The sequence below is a fragment of the Chloracidobacterium validum genome, from assembly GCF_018304825.1.
GTDB lineage: Bacteria > Acidobacteriota > Blastocatellia > Chloracidobacteriales > Chloracidobacteriaceae > Chloracidobacterium > Chloracidobacterium validum.
Window position 1 is genome coordinate 839616 of the sequence record NZ_CP072648.1, and the last position, 22076, is coordinate 861691.

The following is a 22076-nucleotide window of genomic DNA, read 5'->3' on the forward strand; positions in this document are numbered from 1 at the left end:
GACGATGCTCTACTACGTGCTGTACCAGGTTCTTTACCTCAAGTACCAGGTGTTTGGCCCGCTGCGTGTCTTCGGCTATCCATCCTTTCGCGCTCTGCTGGCAGCTATGACGGCGACACTGATGTGTTTGCTGCTCGGCAAGCCCATGATTGCCTGGCTGCGCCGTCTCAAGTACGGGCAGGAAATCCGCGAGGAAGGCGTCAAGGCCCACCAGGCCAAAAAAGGAACGCCCACGATGGGCGGCATCCTCATCATCACCGGCATTGTTGTCGGCACCGCGCTGTGGGCGGACTTGAGCAGTTTGTTTGTCTGGGTGGTGCTGGTTGCCCTGCTGGCCCACGGCGCGATTGGCTTTGTGGATGATTACCTGAAAATTGCCAAGCGGCAGAACCTCGGCCTACAGGGCCGGTGGAAACTGCTGGGACAAGTAACCACGGCGCTGCTGATTGGCGGCGTCCTCATCGGCTTCGGGGACTATTCCACGCAGTTGAGCGTTCCGTTCTTCAAGGACTTCCAGCCCGACCTCACGCCGTGGCTCTACGTTCCGTTCATGCTACTGGTGATGACAGGCAGCTCCAATGCCGTCAATCTCACCGACGGCCTCGACGGGCTGGCGATCAGCACGACTTTTGTCGTGGCATTCACGCTGACGCTGCTGTGTTACGTCACCGGGCTGTCGGAGCTGGCGCTGTATCTCAACTTGCCGCCGACGCCCGGCGCACTCGAAGTGACGGTGTTCTGCGCGGCGCTTGCTGGTGCCAGTCTGGGCTTTCTGTGGTTCAACGCGCCGCCGGCGGAGGTCTTCATGGGCGATGTCGGAAGCCTCGCTATTGGTGGCTGTATTGGCTGCGTGGCAATTGTCATCAAACAGGAGTTTCTGCTGGTGATTCTGGGTGGCGTGTTTGTCATTGAAACGCTTTCGGTGATTTTGCAAGTCAGCTATTACAAGCTGACCAAGGACCCACAGACCGGCATTGGAAAGCGAATTTTCAAGATGTCGCCGCTCCATCATCACTTCGAGCTGACGGGCTGGAAGGAATCGAAAATCGTCTTCCGGTTTTTGATCGTGCAGATTTTCTTTGCTTTGCTGGCGCTAGCAACGCTCAAGCTCAGGTGAACGGCATGGCGTGTGACGACCAAAACCGCCGAATGGTCGTGATGGGGGCCGGTGTGAGCGGGCTGGCCGCGGCGCGATTTCTGCTGGCGCGCGGTGCGCAGGTCACGGTTGTTGACCGCCGTCCACTTGACCAACTGCCCGAAGCCGCCCGGTCGCTATGCGCGCAGGGCGCGGTCATCGAATGCGGTGACGGCTCGGATGCGACGCTTCTGGCGGCAGACGAAATCGTGCTCAGCCCAGGTGTGCCGCCCACCTTGCCAGGCCTTGAGCGGGCCAGGCAAGCCGGTGTTTCCATCATCGGCGAAATCGAACTGGCATTTCGTCACCTGCGTGGACGCATCGTCGCCATCACCGGCAGTAACGGCAAAAGCACGACCACGACGCTGGTCGGCCAGCTCCTGGCAGAAGGCGGACTCCCGACCCAAGTAGGCGGCAACATCGGCGTGGCGGCCGTGTCATTGGTCGAGACTTCACGCGAGGATGGCTGGACGGTGCTCGAATGCAGCAGCTTCCAACTTGAAACCGTCGTCACGTTTCGTCCGCAGGTGGGCGTGTTGCTCAACATCACCCCCGATCACCTGGACCGGCACGGCACCTTTGAACGCTACGTTGCGGCCAAGCTGAACCTGTTTCGCTGCTTTGACCGGGAGACGCTGGCCGTTCTCAACGCCGACGATCCGACGACGCCGCGCGCCCAGGCCCTGCTGGCCGCGCGTGGCGCGCCGGTTACGCTGTTTTCAGCCCAGCGTGAACTCGCAGAAGGCTTGTTCCTGCGTGGCAATCAAGTGATTTGCCGCACCCGTGAAGCCGAGCGGATTCTCCTCGACCGGGCTGACATTCCACTACCTGGGCAGCACAACCTTGAAAACGCGCTGGCCAGCCTGGCGGTGGCGCTGGCCGCCGGCGTTGCGCCGGAAGATGCCCGAACGACCATCTGCCGCTTTCGCGGCCTGGAACACCGGATGGAATTCGTTGCCGAAATCAACGGCGTCCGGTATTTCAATGATTCCAAGGCCACCAACATCGCAGCGGCGCAAGTCGCCATCGCATCCTTTCCGGCAGGACTCCACGTGATTCTGGGCGGACTCGACAAGGGCAGTGACTTTGCGCCGCTGGTGGAGGTGCTGGCCCCACGGGCCGCATCGGTTGCGCTCATCGGCAAGGCGGCTGAAAAGCTTGAGGCGACGCTGGCCGGACGCCTGCCCCAACCGGTCACGCGCCATCCAAGCCTGGCGGACGCCGTCGCCGCCCTTGCGGCGCGCGCGCGGCCTGGCGACACTGTCTTACTTGCGCCGGCCTGCGCAAGCTTCGACATGTTTGATAACTTTGAACACCGGGGGCAGGTATTCAAGAACATCGTCAAGGGGGAAATTGCGAATGCGCGGAGCAAGCCATCATGAAGCCGACCTTGACTGTTCCGAAGACGGTTCCAATCTCACGCAACTTTGCGACCTTCGTTGATCCCTGGCTGTTTGCGGCCACCATCGCGCTCGTCCTCTGTGGACTCGTCATGGTTTACAGCGCATCGGCGACCCTGGGGCGCGAAAACTACCAGTCACAGTTTCACTTTTTGGTACGTCAGGTGGTGGCGGCGCTCATCGGCGGCGGACTGCTGCTCGGTAGTCTCTGGCTGGGCTATTCGCGCCTCGAACGGCCCTGGGTCGTCTATGGGCTGCTTGGCGTAACGGCTGGGTTGTTGGTCTTGGCGCTGTGCCTGCCGCCGGTGCGCGGCACGCACCGCTTCATCCGGCTGCCGGGCGTGATGTTTCAGCCGTCAGAGCTGGCCAAGTTGGCCCTGGTGCTCTTTCTGGCGTTTTTTCTCAGCCGGAAGGATGTGCTGGCGCGCCGCGATCCGTTCAGGGCGCTGCTGCCGGTTGCGGTCGTTGGCGGGCTGTTGATGGGGCTGGTGTTTTTGGGCCGCGACCTGGGAACGATTTTGATGATGGGCGGCACTGCGTTTGCCATGTTGGTCGTGGCCGGCGTGCCACTGCGCTACCCGGCCGTAGCCGGTGCGCTGTGTTCGCCTTTGCTGCTGTATGCCCTCCTCAAGGAGCCGTACCGCCGCGCGCGGCTGCTGGCCTTCCTCGATCCCTGGAAAGCCCCACGCGAAGAAGGTTTCCAGATCGTGCAATCGCTGATGGCCGTTGGCAGCGGTGGGGTTTCTGGTGTCGGCTTTGCCCAGAGTCGGCAGAAGTTGTTTTACTTGCCGGAAGCCCATACGGATTTCATCTTTTCCGTCATCGCGGAAGAAATCGGCCTCATCGGCAGCCTCATGCTCATCACCCTGTTCGGTGTCATTGCTGTTCGCGGACTGCGGGCCGCGTACCTGGCGCCGGACGACTTTGGCAAGCTGCTGGCAGTGGGCGTCACCGTCTTGCTCGTCGGACAGGCATTGTTCAACTTGAGCGTGGTGCTGAGTCTGGTGCCGGCCAAGGGGATTCCGTTACCATTCATCAGCTATGGCGGAAGTTCGCTCATGATGAGTCTGCTGGCGGCGGGTTGGCTGCTCAGTGTCTCGCAGCGCAACTTGAGCGCGCGGCCATAGCGGCAAGTAACCGAGCCTTTTTGAAAGCGAGTCTAGGTGTGCGCGTCCTCGTGGCGGCCGGCGGAACCGGCGGACATATCTTTCCCGGCATTGCCATTGCCCAGGCGTTGCTCAAGCGCGATCCGACGACCGAGGTGCGCTTTGTCGGCACGGAACGCGGGCTTGAAAAAAAGCTGGTGCCGGCGGCCGGTTTCGACCTGACATTCATTCCGTCGGGGGCGCTCAACAACGTTTCCTGGCGACAGCGGCTGAAAACCCTGGCGGCCCTGCCGGTTGGCTTTTGGCAAGCCTGGCGGCTGGTCGGGCAGTTCAAGCCCGACTTGGCCATCGGCGTTGGAGGTTATGCGTCGGGCCTGGCGATGCTGGCGGCGATGCTGCGCGGGGTGCCGACCCTGGCCGTCGAAGTCAATGTCCTGCCGGGACTCACCAACCGCCTCCTGGCGCGCTTCGTGACGGGCGCGGCGGTGGCTTACCGTGAGACGGCCGCCTACTTTGGCGCGAAAGCCATCCTCACCGGCACGCCGGTGCGCGCTGAGTTCACGCATATTCCGCCGAAACCGGATACCGTGCCCCGGCAGCAAGTACTGGTTTTTGGCGGTAGCCAGGGAGCGCAGGCCATCAACCGTGCCATGGTCGAAGCCGCGCCCCGGTTGGCGACGCACCCGGGCCTGCGTCTCGTCCACCAAACCGGCGAGCGGGATGCCGACATGGTCCGCGCAGCCTATGCCGCCACCGGATTACAAGCTGAAGTTCACCCATTCATTCACGCCATGGCAGACGCCATCAGCGCCGCGGATGTCGTCGTTTGCCGGGCCGGCGCGGCAACGATTGCCGAAATTGCGGCTGCCGGGCGGGCGGCAATTTTTATTCCGTTTCCGCAAGCCGCCGACGATCACCAGCGGAAAAACGCTGAGGCGTTTGTCCGCGCCGGCGCGGGCGAAATGATTCTGCAAGCCGAACTCAGCGGCGAGAAACTCGCCCAAACCCTCCTGAACCTGCTTGCCAACCCGGCACGACTATCCACCATGGAAGCCGCCAGTCGCGCCCTGGCCAGGCCGGATGCGGCCGAACACACCGTAGATGTTGCGTTCCAACTTCTACATCGCCCAAGATGAGGTAGTCATGACCGAACATGTTCACTTCATCGGGATTGGCGGAAGCGGGATGAGCGGAATTGCCGAAGTTGCCCTGCGGCGGGGATGGCAGGTCTCTGGGTCAGACCTGCTGGCCACGGCGACGACTGAGCGCCTCCAGGCACTCGGCGCGGACGTTTTTATCGGCCATGATCCGGCGCACCTTCAGGGGGCGCAGCGCGTGGTGGTCTCGGCTGCTGTCAAAGCTGACAATCCAGAGCGTCTGGCCGCCCAGTCGCAGGGGATTCCGGTGCTGCACCGGGCAGCGATGTTGGCGGAACTGATGCAAGGTCACATCGCCATCACTGTTGCCGGCACGCACGGCAAAACCACGACCAGCGCGATGATTGCGACGGTGCTCCGCGCGGCCGGCTGCGATCCAACGGTCGTCATCGGATCCGCCCTGGACGGCGTCGGCGGTGGCGCGTTGGTTGGGCATGGGCCACACTTTGTCGCCGAAGCCGATGAAAGCGACGGCTCATTTCTGATGCTGCCCCGCACCTTGGCCGTCGTCACCAACATTGACCGCGACCATCTGGACTTCTACCGCGACTTGGAGGACATCACCGAGCACTTCGCCCGCTTTGCCGAGGGGGTTTCGGAAAGCGGCGCGGTCATCGCCTGTGCCGATGACCCCGGCGTGCGGGCGTGGCTTCCGCGCCTGACCAGACGATGCATAACCTACGGACTCACGACCCCTGAGGCGCACCTACGCGCTACCGAGCCGGTTGCGCAACCGCCCTTTGGGTGGACGTTCAAGGTCTGGCACGATGACGTTTGCCTGGGAACGGTGCGACTGTCCGTCCCCGGACGCCACGCCATCCGCAACGCGCTGGCGGCTGTCGCCACCGGGCTTGAACTCGGATTAGACTTCCGAGACATACAAATCGGGCTGGAAACGTTTAAAAATGTTTCCAGACGGTTCCAAATTCGCGGAGAACGGGATAATGTGCTGGTGATTGACGATTACGGCCACCACCCGGTCGAAATTGCCGCCGTTCTCGACGCGGCGCGCAGTGCCGGGCGGCGCATTGTGCTGGTGTTTCAGCCGCACCGCTACTCCCGAACACAATGCCTGTTTGGGGAGTTTGTCACGGCGCTCTGCGGCGCGGATGTGGTTTGTATCGTGGAGGTGTACGCCGCGGGCGAAGCGCCGATAACCGGTGTGACGGGGTCCGCCCTGGCGGCGGCCGTGCAAGCGGCGGGACACAGGGCGGCGTATGATGTCGGGGCGCTCGACGAGGCACTGCCGGCCGTGGCGGCGCTCCTGCGCCCCGGCGATGTCTTGCTGACGGTGGGTGCCGGCAACGTCTGGCAGATCGGTAAGAGGTTTTTGGAGCATGCCGAAGTCTAGTGAGCAAATTTGCGCGGAACTTGCCGTTGACGCCCGCTTTCACCAGCCGATGCGCCGCCTGACCTCGCTGCGCACCGGCGGCGAGATTGCCTGCGTCGCGTTTCCAGACACGCCGGAAAAAGCGGCCAGGTTGGTTCAGATGCTTGACGCCAACGGGATTCGCTGGAGTCCGTTGGGCTACGGCACGAACCTTCTCGTGGCGGATGGCACACTTGACCGCGTTGCGGTGAGCCTGCGCGCATTGAAGACTCCGGTGACCTTCGATGGACTGCGCGTCCGAGTCCCGGCCGGTTACAGCCTGCCGCGTCTGGTCAACCAGTGCGCCGACCGGGGATTGTCCGGGATTGAGGGGCTGGCCCCCATTCCGGGTAGCCTCGGCGGCGCCGTCAAGATGAATGCCGGCTCGCACGGCTACGAGATTGCCGACGTCATCGAATCGGTGGACATCGTCCGTGACGGACGAATCCTGACCCTCCCGCGTGACGAGATTGCCTTTGCTTACCGCCACTCTCCGTTCACGGCGCAGGACCTGATTCTGGGAACGACGTTGCGGCTGCGTCCGGGCAATCCCGAAGCCAGCCGGGCTGAAATTGCCGAGTATCGCCGTCACCGCGCGGCGACGCAGCCGGTCAACGCCAACAGCGCTGGGTGTATGTTCAAAAACCCAGCGACTGGACCGACTACCGGGCGTATGATTGACGAACTTGGACTCAAGGGGAAAAGCATTGGCGGGGCCACCATTTCTCCGCTTCATGCCAACTTTATCGTCACGGATGGTGCCGCGCGGGCGGCCGATGTCTTTGCGCTCATCGAGCACATCCGGTCGCAGGTGCGCAAAACGCATGGCATCGAACTTGAAATGGAAGTCGAAGTCTGGGATTGAGCAGGTAGGAGTGGAGCGTGTCTGTCGCCCGTGAACGAACAACTCGGCAAGTCGTGCCGTCGCGCCGTGAACAAACGCGCGAAGCCGCCGCCGTGCGTCGGCCGCGGGTTATGGCCGGTCCACTCTGGGATACGCTCCGACCTTGGCAACCGTGGCTGATGTGGGGCGCGCTACTCATCGGACTCAGCGGATTTGGCTTTGCCATGACCCAGTCAGATTTATTCAACCTGCGCCATGTGGAAGTGGTCGGTTGTCAGCCGCCGCTGGCGGAAGACATTGAACGCGCCACGCGCCAGCAGGCAACCGGCTCACTGTTGGTGGTATCGCTGACGGCGTTGCGGCAGAACCTGGAAAGCCTAGCGCGGGTTCGGCGCGCGCGCGTCGTCCGTATTCTGCCGGACACCCTGCGCATCATCGTCGAAGAGCGCAAACCCGTTGTCCTGGCGCAAATGGCTGAGCGCAGCGGCCTGGTCTGGCTTGACGAAGAAGGGGTGGTGCTGTCGGTTTATGACCCGGATACCGACGGCGAGCCGCCAAGCATTGCGGTTGGGTTCGTCTCTGACCGAGAGCCAAACGGGCAGCGCGAGAACCGCGCGCGCTTGCAGCTTTACCGTAATTTGATGTGGGCGCTCGATGCCGCCACACCGCGCCTTTCTGAGCGCGTTGAGTCGGTTGATGTCTCCCACCCGGATGACGTGCGCATCCAACTCCGGGACACGCGCATCACCATTGGCCTTGGCAAGGAGGACTTTCGGGTGCGCTTGCTTCACGCTTGTGAGATTGTGGATGCGCTTCAGCGGCGTGACATGGCCATTCTTGAACGCTTGCAGTTTTCTGACCCACGTATTTTCGAGCGGGCGCCGTACCTTCGGGCGGTCAACATGGTCAACCCAAAGCAGGTGAATCTGGAGTTCGATGAGCGCCTGACGGCTGGCGCGCCGCGCGCCGCTGCCGGCGCGAGCCGTCCGACGCCTCCGACGTCCGTTACCAGGAAAACAACCGACAAAAAGCCACCAGAAGCGAGACCCCGCGCGACGGGGCCGGTGCCGCGGAGGTAGCCATGGCTCGGGGCACTCCCTATACGGCGAGCCTGGACCTTGGCTCGACCCGAACCCGCATCGTGATTGCGACCCCAGTTCCTGACCGTGACCGCTGGACGGTGGCCGGTTATGCCGATGTTCCATCCAAAGGCATGCGCAAGGGCGTCGTCGTGAATATCGAACTGGTTGAAGAGACGATTCGCCAGGCGCTCACCGAAGCCGAAAAGATGGCCGGAATCGAGGTTTCTTCAGTTCATGCGAGCTTGTCCGGCATGCATGTTCGGGGGCTGAATGGTCACGGTGTCGTGGCGGTCTCGCACCGCAATCGGCAGATTACGGCGGCGGATGTCCAGCGGGTGATTGAGCAGGCGAGCGCCATCAGCCTGCCGTCCGACCGCGGAATTGTCGAGGTTCTTCCGCAAGAATTCGTCGTGGATGAGCAGGATGGCATTGGCGACCCCCTCGGTATGTTGGGGATGCGGCTCGAAGTTACCATACATATAGTGACTTCGCCGGTGACTGCCTCACAAAACATCGTGACAAGCGCAAACCGGCTGGGTATGATTGTCGAAGACCTCACCCTCGGTTCCCTTGCTGCGGCAACGGCTACGCTCACTGACGAAGAACGTGAATACGGTACGGCCATCGTTGACATTGGTGGTGAAATCACCAGCCTTGCAGTGTTTCAGCGTGGCGCGGTCCGCCACACGGCCATGTTTGGAATCGGGGGAACATCTTTCACGAATGATATTGCGGTGGGGCTTCGGTCGTCCGTGCCGGAAGCTGAACGCATCAAGCAAGCTTTTGGATGCGCTTTCGCGCCCCTATTGCACCCTGATGAGCGCCAGGAACAGTTGGAATTCGCTGCTTCCGGTGGCCGTCCCCGCCTGCTTTCACGGCACGTCTTGTGTGACATGCTCCAGCCGCGGGCCGAAGAGATTTTCAAGCAACTTCAGGAGAATATTCGAGAAGCAGGATTGGAGCGAAAACTGTCAAGCGGCTTGGTTCTGACGGGTGGTGGCAGCCTTTTATCAGGCATTCCCGAACTCGCGGAGCGCATGCTCGACGTTCCGGTGCGAATTGGCACGCCGACCGGACTTGACGGGCTAAACGAAGAACTTCGGCGCGCCGAGTGGGCAACCTCGATTGGATTGATTCTTTCGAGCATTCGTCCACGGGCAAATCATCATTTGCGGCAACGTGAGACGGGTTGGCGAGATTGGTTGACGGGTATAAAAAATTTCTTTTCTTCGCCGAATTCGGCGCGCTGAGCATACTATTTTTTTCATAGCGCAGACGGGTCCCGATCAAGGTTACGGGCAGGAGGCATTTATCCCATGGGAGCAGACAACAAGCGGTCACCGAATCCACCACCAGTGAGGTTTGAATTTGTGGAAAACACAATCTCGAAAGGTGCAAACATCAAGGTTATCGGCGTCGGCGGGGGCGGTGGCAATGCTGTCAATCGCATGATTGAGTCAGGCATCGAAGGTATCTCCTTCCTGGTGGTCAATACCGACATGCAGGCGCTCAGCATGTCAAAGGCGCAGGTCAAGATTCAGATTGGCAGCAAAAAGACACGTGGGTTGGGGGCGGGGGCCGACCCCAAAACAGGACGCGAAGCTGCCCTTGAAGACACCGATAAGATCATAGACGCTCTGGAAGGTGCGGACATGGTCTTCATCACGGCCGGGATGGGTGGTGGAACCGGAACTGGCGCCGCACCGATTGTCGCCGGACTCGCCAGTGAAATGGAAATCCTGACCGTGGCCGTCGTCACCAAGCCCTTCGGATTTGAAGGGCGGCGGCGCATGACGAATGCCGAGAATGGTATCAAGGAGCTTCACCAGTGCGTGGACACCATCATCACCATTCCTAACGACCGCCTTCTGACCACCGTGGATCGCAACACGTCGCTGGCAGATTCATTCCGCATGGCGGACGATGTCCTGCGGCAGGCCGTACAGGGCATTTCAGACCTCATCACTGTTCCCGGCATGATCAACCTCGACTTTGCCGACGTGCGCACGATTATGCGCGGCTCCGGTATCGCGCTCATGGGAACCGGTCAAGCCTCTGGTGAAAACCGGGCCATCCAGGCCACCAACGCGGCGATTGCCAGCCCGCTCCTGGAAGAAGCCTCGATTGAAGGGGCAAGGGGGGTTCTCGTCAACGTGACCGGCGGCAGCAACCTGACGCTGCACGAGGTCAACGAAGCGACTTCCATCATTCAGAAAGCCGCGCACCCAGAAGCCAATATCATCTTTGGCGCGGTCATTGATGAACGGATGCAGGAGGACATGAAAATCACGGTCATTGCAACCGGTTTTGACCAGGTCGCCCAAGCCGCCAATCACCCACCGGCGACGACAACGACGGCGGTGGCCGGCAACGTCGTCACCGCACCATCCTTTGGGCGAGTGGCAAGCTCCAATCCCGAATCTGATCTGTTGGAGACCCCAGCCTTCCTCCGGCGCAAAGCCGAATAGCCTGGCGATGACGCTGCGCGTCATGTTGCCCCGGGTTCCCGCGTCCGTGGGCGCGTTTCAAAGGCCGCTCAGAACGTGTCTGAAAAAGCTTGAAACGCGACACGGCATCCTGCCTGTGAACAGCCGCGCCTTGGGGAGGCGGTTCTGCCGTGGCGCGAACGCGCCGGCGGTGACGCGAGCACTACCGCATCAGGCAAGCACCATCCAGTAACGGCAAACACACAACCCACGAAATTCCCCGACAAGCCACCGTCTTGGAGACGCCGTCACACCGGTTGAAGCACTGGTAGATAGGCGTCACTGTCCCTGAATCCCCCTGTTTTCCGGGGTGCTCGACGCGCTTGCCTGCCGAAACTGCGTGGGGCGGCTTGCCGTCGGCTCGGCAGCCAATCTCGAAAAAGGCCTTGACAGCCAGTGGCTGGATGCTAGATGTTTACAGCACTGAAAATCATTTTCATTTACAGAAAGCGATGCCACCCTAAGTTTTTCATGCATGCTAACGAAGCCTTCCGTGCGGCAACACGGAAGGCTTCCACCGTACGTTCCACCCAGTAGGCAATTGCGGATGGCGCGCACCCCGACACTCTACCCGATGCGTCATCTGGAATGAAGTGACAGTTGGCGTTCTTGCGCCAGCGCAACGATTGGAGTGTTTGTCAGATGACTACCAGCCGTGTCTCCCTTGTATGGCGATCCGTTCGCCTGGTGGTTTGGATGCTTGGATTAGTTCTGGTCGGCGTTGCTGCGCGAGCCGAGGAGCGCGGAACGTTGGTCGGTCAGGTGCGGGAGTCACAGGGCGCGCCGGTTGCCGAAGCTAGTGTGCTCGCGCGCAACCTTGCGACCGGCGTTGTCCGTTCTACGCTGACCGCCGCCGATGGGACGTTCACTGTGAGCGACTTACCCTTTGGACGCTACCAAGTACGAATAACGCGGGATGGGTTTTCAGATGCGCTGGTTGAAGCGCAACTCAGGACCACGAGCGTCACGCTCGATCCGGTGATACTGGTTCCCGGCACCATTCGGGAAGTTGTGACGGTAACGGCAAGTCGCGCCAGCCGCGACACGATGACCACCCCGGAAGTGGTTTCGGTAGTCACGGAGCGACAGCTCCAAGAGCGGCTGCCGGGCACCGCCGCCGATATTCTGCGTGACTTGCCGGGTACATCCACCCAGTCGCAAAGTTTCCTGACACGCCCCATCATTCGTGGCCTGGAAGGGAATCGCGTCCTGGTGCTGGTGGACGGTGAGCGACTCAACCACGGACGGACGCCAACCAGCCACGTTGGGAATGGGGTGGAAACCGGTTTGGTGGATGTCGGGACACTGGAAGCCGTAGAAGTGATGCGTGGGGCTGGCTCGGTGCTCTACGGCACCGAGGCGCTGGGCGGCACCATCAACTTCAGGACTCGTCCCCCGGCGACCACCGATGGTGGGATTCGGGTCAGCGGCGTCGTTGATCCCTTCTTTACCTCGAACGGTCCAGGTGGGCGCTATGGTGGCAGCCTGGGCTTTGCCACCCGGCGATTGACCGTCCGCGCGCGGCAATCCTTCGAGAACTTCAGCGATTACACCTCCGGCGGTCCCGTCGAAACGGGCTACGCTTCGGTCACGCCCCAGTTCAACCCGGTGACGCGCGTGGTGACCGGTTCAACCTACCGAACCAATGCGACCCGCGTTGAAGGTCGCTTCTTCGTTACCGAGCAAATGTTCATTCGGTCGAGCTATGAGCGGTTTCGGGCAGCGCCCTACCAGTACCCACTCCAGGGAACGTTCAACTTTTTGTTCAGCAACCGTGACAAGGTCAACGCTGGTTTGGTCGTGCGTGAACTGTCACCGGTTGTGGCCAGCATACAGGTCAGTGGCTATTACCAGTGGCAGCAGCGGCGTGACCAAGTGACGGTGCGCGCCCTCCCGGCGCTCTTTCAAGTGACCGACCGGCAAATCAACCCGACGACAGGCGGCTTTGATGGCCAGGTTGTGCTGACGCCCTGGCGCAATCACGTGATCACGGCCGGGGTCAGTTTTTACCGTGACACAAGCGCCGATGACCGCATCGTCCTGCGCGGAACCTTGCCGACGCCGCCCGGTGGACTCACGCCGGCGCAAGCCCAGGCCCAAGCGGCACAAATCCGCACCGACCCAGCGGCTCTCCGCGCACTGCGCGCCGCCCAGCCACGGCGTGATGTGCCCAACGCCAACTTTCAGGATGTCGCTTTCTTCGCCCAGGATGAAGTCATCGTCAATCGCTATGTGCGGTTGATTGGTGGCTTGCGGATGGATCACTACCGTTCGCGGGCGCTCGATACGCCGAGCTACGACATCTTCAACCTCGTGCCGCCGGGGACGGCGGGCATCACCGGGCTGGCCTCGCTCCGCCACGCAAACACGGCCCTTACCGGGTCCGGCGGCATTGTCGTCAGCCCCATCCAGAACATCAGCTTGGTGGCGCGGCTCGCGCGCAGTTACCGCGAACCAAACATCTTTGACCGATACAATGCCGGGGCATCGCATACGATCAGCCCGACGACGCGCAGCGTGACAATTCCAAACCCAGACCTCAAACCTGAAACAGGTGTCAACCTGGATGTTGGTTGCAAGGTGCGTTTTACGCGATTTGCCGGCTCGTTGACCTACTTCCGAAATCGCTACAGCAACTTCATCAGTAACTTTGGTGCGCCGGTGCCAGGGTTGGCGCCAATTCCCAACCCGATTCCCGGCGGCGCGCCCCTGGCTGTGCTCCAGCGCCAAAATCTGGGACAGATTCGCATGCAGGGCATCGAAGCCGACGTTGAAGCGCCCTTCCGCTTGCCAGATGCCTTGCGGTCGTCGTTTGTGACCTTGCTCGGCAATATCAGCACGACGCGCGGGGACGATCTACAGACGAACCAGCCGGTTGATCCGTTCAACTTTCCTGTCGTGCCGGTCAAGGCCGTGGTGGGGATGCGCTGGAACTCGGCCACCAATCGCTACTGGCTGGAGTACCGGAGTCGTATCGTCACGACGCAGCGCCGACTCCCGCCGGGAAGCCTCTACGCACAGCCCGGCACGGCGCGGTTGGGCTTCACGGTTCACGACCTGCGGGGTGGCATCAACCTTGACCGTGAACGCTATGGCGTTGCAGTGACGCTTGGCATCGAAAACCTAAGCAACCGCTTTTACCAGGACCTGTTTTCACTCTTTGACGCGCCGGCGCGCGGACGCGCTTTCGTCGCCGGGGTGCGGTTTCGATTTTTCTAACCATTTCGATTTGGGCTGAGCCAGTAAAGGAGCTTGCAACCCATGGACATCGAGTCGCTCTTTCGCTTACCGGAAGACCCAGACCAAGTTTCGGTGCCGGCCCGGATGTGGCTGTGCCCAGATTGTGGCAACGTTCATCTTGCGCTTGGAGGCGCGTACTACACGTTTTCGCCGGAGCAGTTCCGCTACTTCGTCAAAGCGGTCAATGCGTGCGCGGTTCACTATGGGTTGAGCCAAGTCGGGTTTGCTGAAACCCTGCGCCGGTGCTGTGAAACCAATGCCTTTGGACGGCAAAACTAACGGGTTCTGGTGCGTTACCGATGGCGCAAGTCCAGGAACGATTTCCAGAAAACACTCATGGGCCGTTCGACGTGGACGCGCGGCGCATTGACTGTGATGGTTGCCGTTCGATTGTGCCGGAGGTCTTCGCGCACCATGATCGTCGGGCGCCGGCTTACGCGCTGCGCCAGCCTGAGCCTGAAGACGAAAACAGGCAGACGAACGCTACCAAGCGGCCCTGGCGTCTTGCCCGGTTGAAGCCATCGGCGACGATGGCGAGCCAGAAAGCGCCCCGCCTATGCAAACTGACCTGACACCTCATAAGGAGCAACCTGTATGACCGCATCCAACTCAGTCATCGAACCAACCACCGACGCCGGATACACGGCAGAGGACATCGCCCGCGAGTGGGCCGCGCTGCGGCAGACCGAACCCAAACTACGCATTCGTGATGCCGCGTCAAAGCTCGGCGTCAGTGAAGCCCAACTGGTGGCGCTTGGCTGTGGCACGACGGCCACGCGCTTGAACGCCGACTGGGGTGACGTTATCCGGCAACTCGAAGCCCTGGGCCCGGTGATGGCGCTGACGCGCAACACCGTCGTCGTCAGCGAGAAGGATGGCCAGTATCGGAATGTCGAAATTTTTGCCGGCCACACGCGCATGGGGCAGGTGCTCGACAGTGGCATCGATCTCCGGCTGTTTCTCGACCGCTGGGCAATCGGCTTTGCCGTGCGCGAGGAATCGCCCCGCGGACCGCGGCGCAGCTTTCAGTTCTTTGATGCGACCGGAACGGCCGTTCACAAGACCTACCTGCGCGAAGCCAGTGACGTTGCCGCGTTTGAAGAACTGACGGGCCGGTTTGCCAGCTCCGATCAGAGCCGTGAGCAGGCTGTTGCCGCGCCGCCGCCACCGGCTGCCGAAATCCCGGACGCCGAGGTGGATGTGGATGGCTTCCGGCAGGCCTGGCGTGAACTCAGAGATACGCACGATTTCGTGCGGCTGACACATCGGTTCAAGGTCAGTCGAACCCAGGCTCTCCGGTTGGCCGACCCGGACATGGCGTGGCGAATTCGCCCGGATAGCTTGGCGCAAGTTCTCGAAAACGTCGCGGCCGCCAAGGAAAATCTCATGGTGTTTGTCGGCAATCCCGGCTGCATTCAAATCCACAGCGGCCCGGTGCACAACGTCAAGCTCATTGGGGAGTGGCTCAACATCCTTGATGACGGCTTCAATCTCCACGTTTACGAACCGGGCGTAGCCAGCGCTTGGGTCGTCAAAAAGCCAACGGCGCGTGGATTGGTCACGGGGGTCGAGTTTTTCGACGCGCAGGGTGAGCAAATCGCCATTCTCCATGCCAAGCGTCGGGAGGGCGAGCCGCCATCCACCTTCTGGGCTGACCTCTGTGACCGATTGCCGCGCATTTGATGGGTTTTGCCGCGCAAGGCGTTACTCCTGAGCTTTGCGCGGCCGTCGGGGCGCGGACGGGGTATTGGTTGGTCAGGTCGCATACTTCGCAACTCGCCCCCGACGTTTTTTCTTCGTCACCGCTTTGGGAGCCGCTGCGGCGGATTCCGAAATTACTTGAGGAACATAAGCCATGACCATCAAACGTTTGTGCGCGCTGGTTGTCGCCATCGGATGTGGGTTGGGATGGTGGGCCGGCACGAGTGGGTGCCGGCGAGAAACGACGACTCAGGCGGCCGCTCGCGCGGTGCCGGACGCGACGGGCCAACCGGTTGCGATTACGGACATCTCGCGGGTTGTCGCCGCCGGCGGCTCCGTTACCGAGATTGTCTATGCCCTTGGGGCTGATGCGCTGCTGGTGGGATGTGACGCATCGAGTCTTTACCCGGAAGCGGCCGCGAAGTTGCCGCAGGTGGGCTATGTCCGCGCCTTGTCGGCCGAGGGGGTACTGTCATTGCGGCCGACGCTGGTCCTCACCGTGCCTGAAGCCGGACCGCCGGAGGCGCTGGCCCAGTTGCGCAACAGTGGAACGCCGGTTCTCGTCGTCCCGGCTGAAACCTCGCTCGACGGCGTCAAGCGTAAGATTCAGACCGTTGCCCAGGCGCTCGACCGCCAGGCGCAAGGCGACCAACTGATTGCGCAACTGGAGTCCGATCTGGCGCAGGCACGCGCCTACCTGGCCGGACGTTCAGACCGCCCCAAGGTGATGTTCATCTACGCCCGTGGGCAAGGTGCGGCCAACGTTGCCGGACGCGACACGGCCGCCGCCGAGATGATTCGGCTGGCCGGCGGCATCAATGCCTTCGACTTTGAAGGCTACAAGCCGTTGACCGCCGAAGCTGCCGTTGCCGCTGCGCCGGATGTCATTCTCCTACCATCGCGCGGGCTGGAAAGCTCCGGCGGGATAGACGGGGTGCTCGCCATGCCGGGTGTGAAACAGACGCCCGCCGGACGCAACCGGCGCATCGTGGCCGTGGACGATCTGTTGCTCCTTGGATTTGGTCCGCGAACCGGACAGGGCGTCCTTGAACTATCGCGTCTCCTGCATCCCGCAACGTAAGCGCGTCATGACCGGTGTCACAACCCTGACAACCAGCGCTTCAGCGCACCGACTCACACGCGGATGGCTCATCGGTGGACTGGCCGGCACGCTCGCCCTCGTGGTCTTGTTTGCCAGTGGCATTGGGGCGGTTGCCATCACGCCCATGCAAAGCCTGGCTATCCTGGCCGAGTGGCTCGGCGTTGACCTCGGCGTGCCCTTCAGCGAACAGCAAAAGGCCGTGTTGCTGACCATTCGTCTGCCACGGGTGCTGTTTGGCGTCCTGGTTGGCGCCGGGTTGGCGTTGGCCGGCGCGGTGATGCAGGGTGTGTTTCGGAATCCACTGGCCGACCCCGGCATCATCGGCGTTTCGAGTGGCGCGGCGCTGGCCGCCGTTCTCTGCATTCGCGCCAACGGATGGCTGTTTGGCAAGTCAGGTGGCTGGTTGGCGGTCTATCAACTGCCCATCGCGGCCTTTCTTGGCGGAAGTCTGGCGACCTTCGTCGTGTATCGGTTGGCGCGGCGCGAGGGGACGCTTTCCGTTGGATTGCTGTTGTTGGCTGGCATCGCGCTGGCGATGTTGACCGAGGCGCTTCGCGGCGCGCTGATCTTCGCGGCTACCGACGATCAGCTACGCAGTGTGACCTTCTGGAGTCTCGGTAGCTTGGGCGGGGCGTCGTGGAGCCACCTGGCGGTCGTCGCCCTGCTGGTTTTGCCGGCGATGGTGTGGTTAGGGCGTCTGGCGCGTCCGCTCGATGCGTTGCTGCTGGGGGAGTCTGAGGCGCGGCACCTCGGATTTGACGTGACCACCGTCACCCGGACGGCCATGGTGGCGGCGACGTTGATTGTCGGCGCGGCGGTTGCCTTTGCCGGCGTCATCGGTTTCGTCGGACTGGTTGCGCCGCACCTGATTCGCCTGGCGGCCGGGCCGGGGCATCGTACGTTACTGCCGGCCTCGGCTTTGCTCGGCGCCGGTTTGGTGGTGTTGGCCGACTTGTTGGCGCGAACCGTGGTCAGCCCGGCCGAGATGCCCCTTGGGGTCGTCACGGCCAGCTTGGGCGCGCCCTGTTTTTTATGGCTCCTGCTCAGGGAGCGAGGGTTTAGGTCATGATGCTTGAAGCGCGTCAGATTGGCGTCGCCTGGGGCGGCAAGCCGCTGCTCGATCAGGTGTCGGTGAAGTTTGTCCCAGGGGAAGTCACAGCCCTGCTGGGACCAAATGGCGCCGGGAAGTCAACCCTGCTCAAGGTCCTGTCGGGCGATCTCGCGCCGACGCAGGGAGCGGTCTATCTGGACGGCCGGCCGCTGGCTAGCTGGTCACTGCTTGAGCGGGCGCGCCGCCGAGCTGTTTTGCCCCAGGAATCGTCGCTTGCCTTCCCGTTCACGGCGTTTGAAGTCGTTTTGCTTGGGCGCGCCCCCCATGTCGCCTTGCGTGAAACACCGCAGGACGCCGAGATTGCCCGACAAGCCATGAAACAGACGAGCACTGAGCATCTGGCGGGGCGAAGCTATCCTTCCCTTTCCGGCGGGGAACGGCAGCGCGTCCAGTTTGCGCGGTCGCTTGCCCAAATTTGGGATGCCCTGCCGGATGGCGCGGCCCGCTGGCTGCTCCTCGATGAACCGACCGCCAGCCTTGACCTAGCGCACCAGTATGAAGCCATGGCCGTTGCGCGCCAGCTCGCGCAGGATGGGGTTGGCGTGATTGTCGTACTTCACGATCTGAACCTGGCCGCCTATGCCGCAGACTACGTGGTGCTGCTCGAACGCGGGCGTGTGGCGGCCGAAGGCCGGCCCGAGGAAGTCTTGACTGCCGAACGCATCCGGTTGGTGTTTGGCCTGGAGGTGCTGGTGAGTCGCCATCCGCGCCACGGGCAACCCTGCATTGTCCCCCTTCCGCCCAGCCTGCCAAGCCGCGAGCGGCGCGCCGCATCCCAGCCGACGGCCGCGCAGGTCCTCCGGTTTCGGCTGCTTGCGCCGTAGGCACATGCAATGGCTGCGGCCATGCCTGGTTCCGGTCAGGCTGTCAACGCCCGATAGGACGCGGGGCCGGCAAACCGGCCGCGCGGTCTGCCCCAGGGGCCTTCACATCCCCGTCGCCGCCGCTTCTTCCCATTCGGCGTAAAGCCCTTCGAGCTGCTGCGTGAGGGTTTCGTACTGCCGGTGCCATTCGCCATACCGGACGGGATCGGCGGCGACTTCGGGCGTCGCCAGGGCGGCTGAGATGCTCGATAAATCCGCTTCGGCGCGGGCAATGTCGGACTCGATGGTTTCGACGCGGCGTGACTTCCCCTTGGGTTTCTTCTTCGTCGCCGGTTTGCCGGTTGTCGCCGATTGGGCTACCGGAGGCGCTAGGTCCGGCGAAGGCGCGGTAGCCGGTTTGGCTCGCCGGGCCATGTCCCGCTGCTCTGCCTGCCGGATTTCCCACAGCTCGCTGTAACTGCCGTCAAAATCACGGCTGCTGCCCGGTTCGAGCCACAGTAGGCGCGTCGCTACGTTGTCGAGAAAATACCGGTCATGTGAAACGATCAAGCAGGTGCCCGGATACTGCACGAGCGCCATTTCCAGTGCCTCACAGGAGGGAATGTCGAGGTGGTTGGTCGGTTCGTCGAGGATGAGCACGTTTGAGCGGCTGTAGATCAGTTTCGCCAGCGCCAGGCGTCCCCGCTCGCCCCCGGATAGCACCTTGATGGGCTTGAGAACGTCATCGCCGGTAAACAAAAACTGGGCAAGAAACGACCGCAGCTCAAGCTCGGTGGCCGATGGGTTGAGGCTCTGGAGTTCGGCAAAAATCGAGTTGGCCAGCGTCAGCGATTCCAGCCGTTGATCGTAGTACGCCGTCTTGACACCGTTGCCCCAGCGTAGCGCCCCCGTCACCGGCGGCAGGACTCCGAGCAGGGTTTTGAGCAAGGTCGTCTTGCCCGCGCCGTTCGGCCCGACGATGCCCAGCTTTTCACCCCGGCGCACCACTAGGTTGAAGGGACCGGCAACGGCTTTGCCCTGATAGCCAACGCGGAGGTCTTCCAAGGTCAGAACCCACTCGCCAGAGCGCGGGACGTGCTTCATCGAGAAGTTGCCCTGGGCCGCGTCCACGGTGGCGGCTTCCAGCCGCTCCATCCGGGCCAGCAGGTTACGCCGCGACTTGGCTTGCTTGGTTTTTTGACCGGCTATGTTGCGCCGGATGAACTCTTCCTGGCGGGCAATCTCTTCCTGCTGCTTTTCGTAGTGGCGCTGCTGGATTTCGCGCAGGGCGTCCCGTTTGGCAATGTATTCCGTGAAGCCCCCTTCGTAGGAGAGGGTTTTTCCGCGGTCCAGCTCGATGGTGCGGGTCGTCACCTGATCGAGGAAAAAGCGGTCGTGCGAGATGACGAGATAAGCCGCTTCGTAACCGTTGAGGAAGTTCTCCAGCCACTCGATAGCGCGCAAATCGAGGTGGTTCGTGGGCTCATCGAGCAACAAAATGTCCGGCTGTCGCAGCAGGAGCATCCCCAGATGTAAGCGCCCTTGCTGTCCACCACTCAGGCGGACGGCCGGCTTAGAAAAATCATCCTTAGTAAAGCCCAGTCCAAGCAAAACTTCCTCGGTGCGGGCTGGGTAGGTGAAGCCACCCTGTTCTTCAAAGCGGTGCTGGAGGTCGCTGTAGCGGTCGAGTGTGGCGGCCAGGTGGTCTGGGTCGGCACCCGGCTCGGCCATGTCGTGTTCGAGTTGGCGCATGGTGCGTTCCATCGCCTGTAGCTCGGCAAAGACGCTCAGGGCCGCTTCGATGACCGTCACCTCCGGTGGAAAGTGTGGGTGCTGTTCCAGAAGGCCGAACGACAGGTTGTTCATGCGGGCGACGCGGCCACGGTCGGGTTGGTCAAGCCCGCACAGCAGCCGGAGCATGGTGGATTTGCCCGCGCCATTGCGTCCCACCAGACCGATCTTTTCGCCGGCATTGACTTGGCAGGTGACGCCCCGGAGGATGTCATGTCCGCCGTAGCTTTTGTGTACGTCTTCAAAGCGAAACAACATAGGCCAATCGTAATCCGGTCAAAAGCGCGCTTTCTCAATCAAAATACCAAAGCGACAATTGTGACCTGCCAAGGGCGGTTTCGGCAAGTAACTACTGCACCGCAAGACCAAGGCGAGCTGAATCCGGGGCGAAAGGTAAGCTTGAGGCGGTTAAAACCTATCGCCGAACGCGCGCGCTTTCATCATGATGACAACAGCCGCCAATGCCGTTTCTATGTGGAGTTTTGAACCATGTCCAATGCAGCGTTACCTTCCTCGGTTGCCGTCGTCATCAGTCTCACTGCCGACTACCGCGAGCGGATGTCCGAAGTCGTTGCGGCCTTGCGCGTTGCCGGGTTGAATGTCACGCGCCAGTTGCATTCGCTCGGCCAAATCACCGGCACGGTGTCCCGTGAACGCCTGACCGACCTGGAACGGGTTCCGGGTGTTGCCTATGTTGAACAATCGGGCGAATATCATGCGCTGTAATGAAGACTGTGGTCATTGACCCCGACTGGTGGTGAGTTTCTCGTCCATGAGAGTGAAAGTTTTCTACCACGACCACTGCTTTGATGGCGCGTGTTCGGCGGCGGTTTTCGCGTGCTTTTATCGCCGGGCTTTTGATGCGCAGGCTGAGTTTAGCTATGCCGGATTGATGCATCGTCCTGGTGGCAGTTTTGGCGACATGCGCTTCGATGCCGATGAGCATGCCATTCTGGATTTCAAGTTTCATCCAAGCGAAAGAATCACCTGGTGGTTTGACCATCACCAAAGCGCTTTCCTGACGGTTGTGGACGAAGCCCTGTTTCGCGCCGACACAAGCGGCAAGAAGTTTTTCGACCCAAGTTATAAATCCTGCACGAAGTTCATTGCCGACATTGCCCAGGCGCGTTTTGGCGTGGATTTGCCAGAGCTGAGCGAGTTGGTTTACTGGGCCGACATCATTGATGGCGCGCAGTATCCAGACGCTGAAACGGCCGTCAACTTGGCGGCTCCGGCGATGCAGTTGACGCTGGTTCTCGAAGGCTCGAAGGATCACAGGCTGCGTCAATTTATCGTTCGCGCGCTTCAGTCGGCATCGCTGGCCGACGTTGCGGCCGAGCCGTCCGTGCGGGCCGCGTTTGAACCGATTCGAGCGCGTCATGAGCGCGCCATTGAAATCTTTCGGCGCGTTGGCGAGTGTCACGACGGCGTGGTGTTTTTCGATTTGACCGACCAGGATATTGAAGGTTACAACAAGTTCATTGCTTACTGGCTTTACCCGCAGGCACGCTATAGCGTGAGCGTCAGTCGCGGCGGGCATCGGTCGAAAGTTTCGGTTGGTTACAATCCGTGGAGCGGACGCCAACGCGACCACAACATCGCCAGCATTTGTGAGCGGTATGGCGGTGGCGGCCACGCAGTGGTTGGGGCCGTTTCGCTTGCCCCGGAGGACCTGGAGCGCGCCAAGGTGATTGCCCGCGAAATTGCCGCCGAGTTACGGGATGACCATTGCGCTACGTCGAGTTAGGT

The 22076-nt window shown here is 61.7% G+C and carries 19 protein-coding genes; 18 read left to right on the plus strand and 1 reads right to left on the minus strand.

Annotated features, from left to right (window positions below; all coding sequences use genetic code 11):
- The first annotated feature begins 4 nt into the window (after positions 1–4).
- The 16 genes from mraY (at position 5) to J8C06_RS03650 (ending at position 18557) form a co-directional block, all read left to right on the plus strand.
- On the plus strand, positions 5–1117 hold the full coding sequence (mraY, locus tag J8C06_RS03575) for a phospho-N-acetylmuramoyl-pentapeptide-transferase (protein ID WP_211429419.1): 1113 nt from the start codon (positions 5–7) through the stop codon (positions 1115–1117).
- 5 nt (positions 1118–1122) lie between these two features.
- Entirely contained in the window at positions 1123–2517 is a 1395-nt protein-coding gene (gene murD / locus J8C06_RS03580; RefSeq protein WP_211429420.1) for a UDP-N-acetylmuramoyl-L-alanine--D-glutamate ligase, read from the plus strand.
- Entirely contained in the window at positions 2514–3662 is a 1149-nt protein-coding gene (ftsW, locus tag J8C06_RS03585; protein WP_211429421.1) for a putative lipid II flippase FtsW, read from the plus strand. Before murD ends, ftsW begins: the two co-directional genes overlap by 4 nt.
- A 20-nt stretch (positions 3663–3682) precedes the next feature.
- Positions 3683–4777: an undecaprenyldiphospho-muramoylpentapeptide beta-N-acetylglucosaminyltransferase gene (gene murG / locus J8C06_RS03590; RefSeq protein WP_211429422.1), complete on the plus strand. Its 1095-nt coding sequence runs from the start codon at positions 3683–3685 to the stop codon at positions 4775–4777.
- 7 nt (positions 4778–4784) lie between these two features.
- On the plus strand, positions 4785–6149 hold the full coding sequence (gene murC, locus J8C06_RS03595) for a UDP-N-acetylmuramate--L-alanine ligase (protein WP_211429423.1): 1365 nt from the start codon (positions 4785–4787) through the stop codon (positions 6147–6149).
- Complete coding sequence (gene murB, locus J8C06_RS03600; RefSeq protein WP_211429424.1) at positions 6136–7032, plus strand: UDP-N-acetylmuramate dehydrogenase; 897 nt, start codon at positions 6136–6138, stop codon at positions 7030–7032. Before murC ends, murB begins: the two co-directional genes overlap by 14 nt.
- Before the next feature lie 17 nt (positions 7033–7049).
- Positions 7050–8090: a cell division protein FtsQ/DivIB gene (locus J8C06_RS03605; RefSeq protein ID WP_211429425.1), complete on the plus strand. Its 1041-nt coding sequence runs from the start codon at positions 7050–7052 to the stop codon at positions 8088–8090.
- A 2-nt stretch (positions 8091–8092) separates the two neighbouring features.
- Positions 8093–9343, plus strand: coding sequence for a cell division protein FtsA (gene ftsA, locus J8C06_RS03610; RefSeq protein WP_211429426.1), 1251 nt, complete (start codon positions 8093–8095; stop codon positions 9341–9343).
- A 120-nt stretch (positions 9344–9463) separates the two neighbouring features.
- Positions 9464–10561 carry a cell division protein FtsZ gene (ftsZ, locus tag J8C06_RS03615; protein WP_455423712.1) on the plus strand — a complete coding sequence of 366 codons (1098 nt, stop codon included), beginning with the start codon at positions 9464–9466 and terminating at the stop codon, positions 10559–10561.
- Between the two features lie 714 nt (positions 10562–11275).
- Entirely contained in the window at positions 11276–13798 is a 2523-nt protein-coding gene (locus J8C06_RS03620; protein WP_211429428.1) for a TonB-dependent receptor, read from the plus strand.
- Between the two features lie 42 nt (positions 13799–13840).
- Entirely contained in the window at positions 13841–14098 is a 258-nt protein-coding gene (locus J8C06_RS03625) for a hypothetical protein (RefSeq protein WP_211429429.1), read from the plus strand.
- A gap of 20 nt (positions 14099–14118) precedes the next feature.
- On the plus strand, positions 14119–14391 hold the full coding sequence (locus tag J8C06_RS15400; protein WP_211429430.1) for a ferredoxin: 273 nt from the start codon (positions 14119–14121) through the stop codon (positions 14389–14391).
- Positions 14392–14413: 22 nt separating this feature from the next.
- Positions 14414–15502 carry a hemin-degrading factor gene (locus tag J8C06_RS03635; protein ID WP_211429431.1) on the plus strand — a complete coding sequence of 363 codons (1089 nt, stop codon included), beginning with the start codon at positions 14414–14416 and terminating at the stop codon, positions 15500–15502.
- A gap of 172 nt (positions 15503–15674) precedes the next feature.
- A complete protein-coding gene (locus J8C06_RS03640; protein ID WP_211429432.1) occupies positions 15675–16601 on the plus strand; it encodes a heme/hemin ABC transporter substrate-binding protein in 927 nt (308 codons plus the stop codon).
- A gap of 7 nt (positions 16602–16608) precedes the next feature.
- The gene (locus tag J8C06_RS03645; RefSeq protein WP_211429433.1) at positions 16609–17691 is read left to right on the plus strand and encodes a FecCD family ABC transporter permease; all 1083 of its coding nucleotides are present in this window, start codon (positions 16609–16611) and stop codon (positions 17689–17691) included.
- Positions 17688–18557, plus strand: a complete 870-nt coding sequence (locus J8C06_RS03650) for a heme ABC transporter ATP-binding protein (RefSeq protein WP_246602075.1) — start codon at positions 17688–17690, stop codon at positions 18555–18557. Before J8C06_RS03645 ends, J8C06_RS03650 begins: the two co-directional genes overlap by 4 nt.
- 102 nt (positions 18558–18659) lie before the next feature.
- Here J8C06_RS03650 and J8C06_RS03655 read toward each other — a convergent pair whose 3' ends face one another.
- Positions 18660–20585, minus strand: coding sequence for an ABC-F family ATP-binding cassette domain-containing protein (locus tag J8C06_RS03655; RefSeq protein WP_211429434.1), 1926 nt, complete (start codon positions 20583–20585; stop codon positions 18660–18662).
- Between the two features lie 231 nt (positions 20586–20816).
- Between J8C06_RS03655 and J8C06_RS03660 the strand changes: the two genes are divergently transcribed.
- Positions 20817–21053: a hypothetical protein gene (locus J8C06_RS03660; RefSeq protein ID WP_211429435.1), complete on the plus strand. Its 237-nt coding sequence runs from the start codon at positions 20817–20819 to the stop codon at positions 21051–21053.
- Between the two features lie 46 nt (positions 21054–21099).
- The gene (locus J8C06_RS03665) at positions 21100–22074 is read left to right on the plus strand and encodes a phosphoesterase (protein ID WP_211429436.1); all 975 of its coding nucleotides are present in this window, start codon (positions 21100–21102) and stop codon (positions 22072–22074) included.
- The last annotated feature ends 2 nt before the right edge of the window (positions 22075–22076 follow it).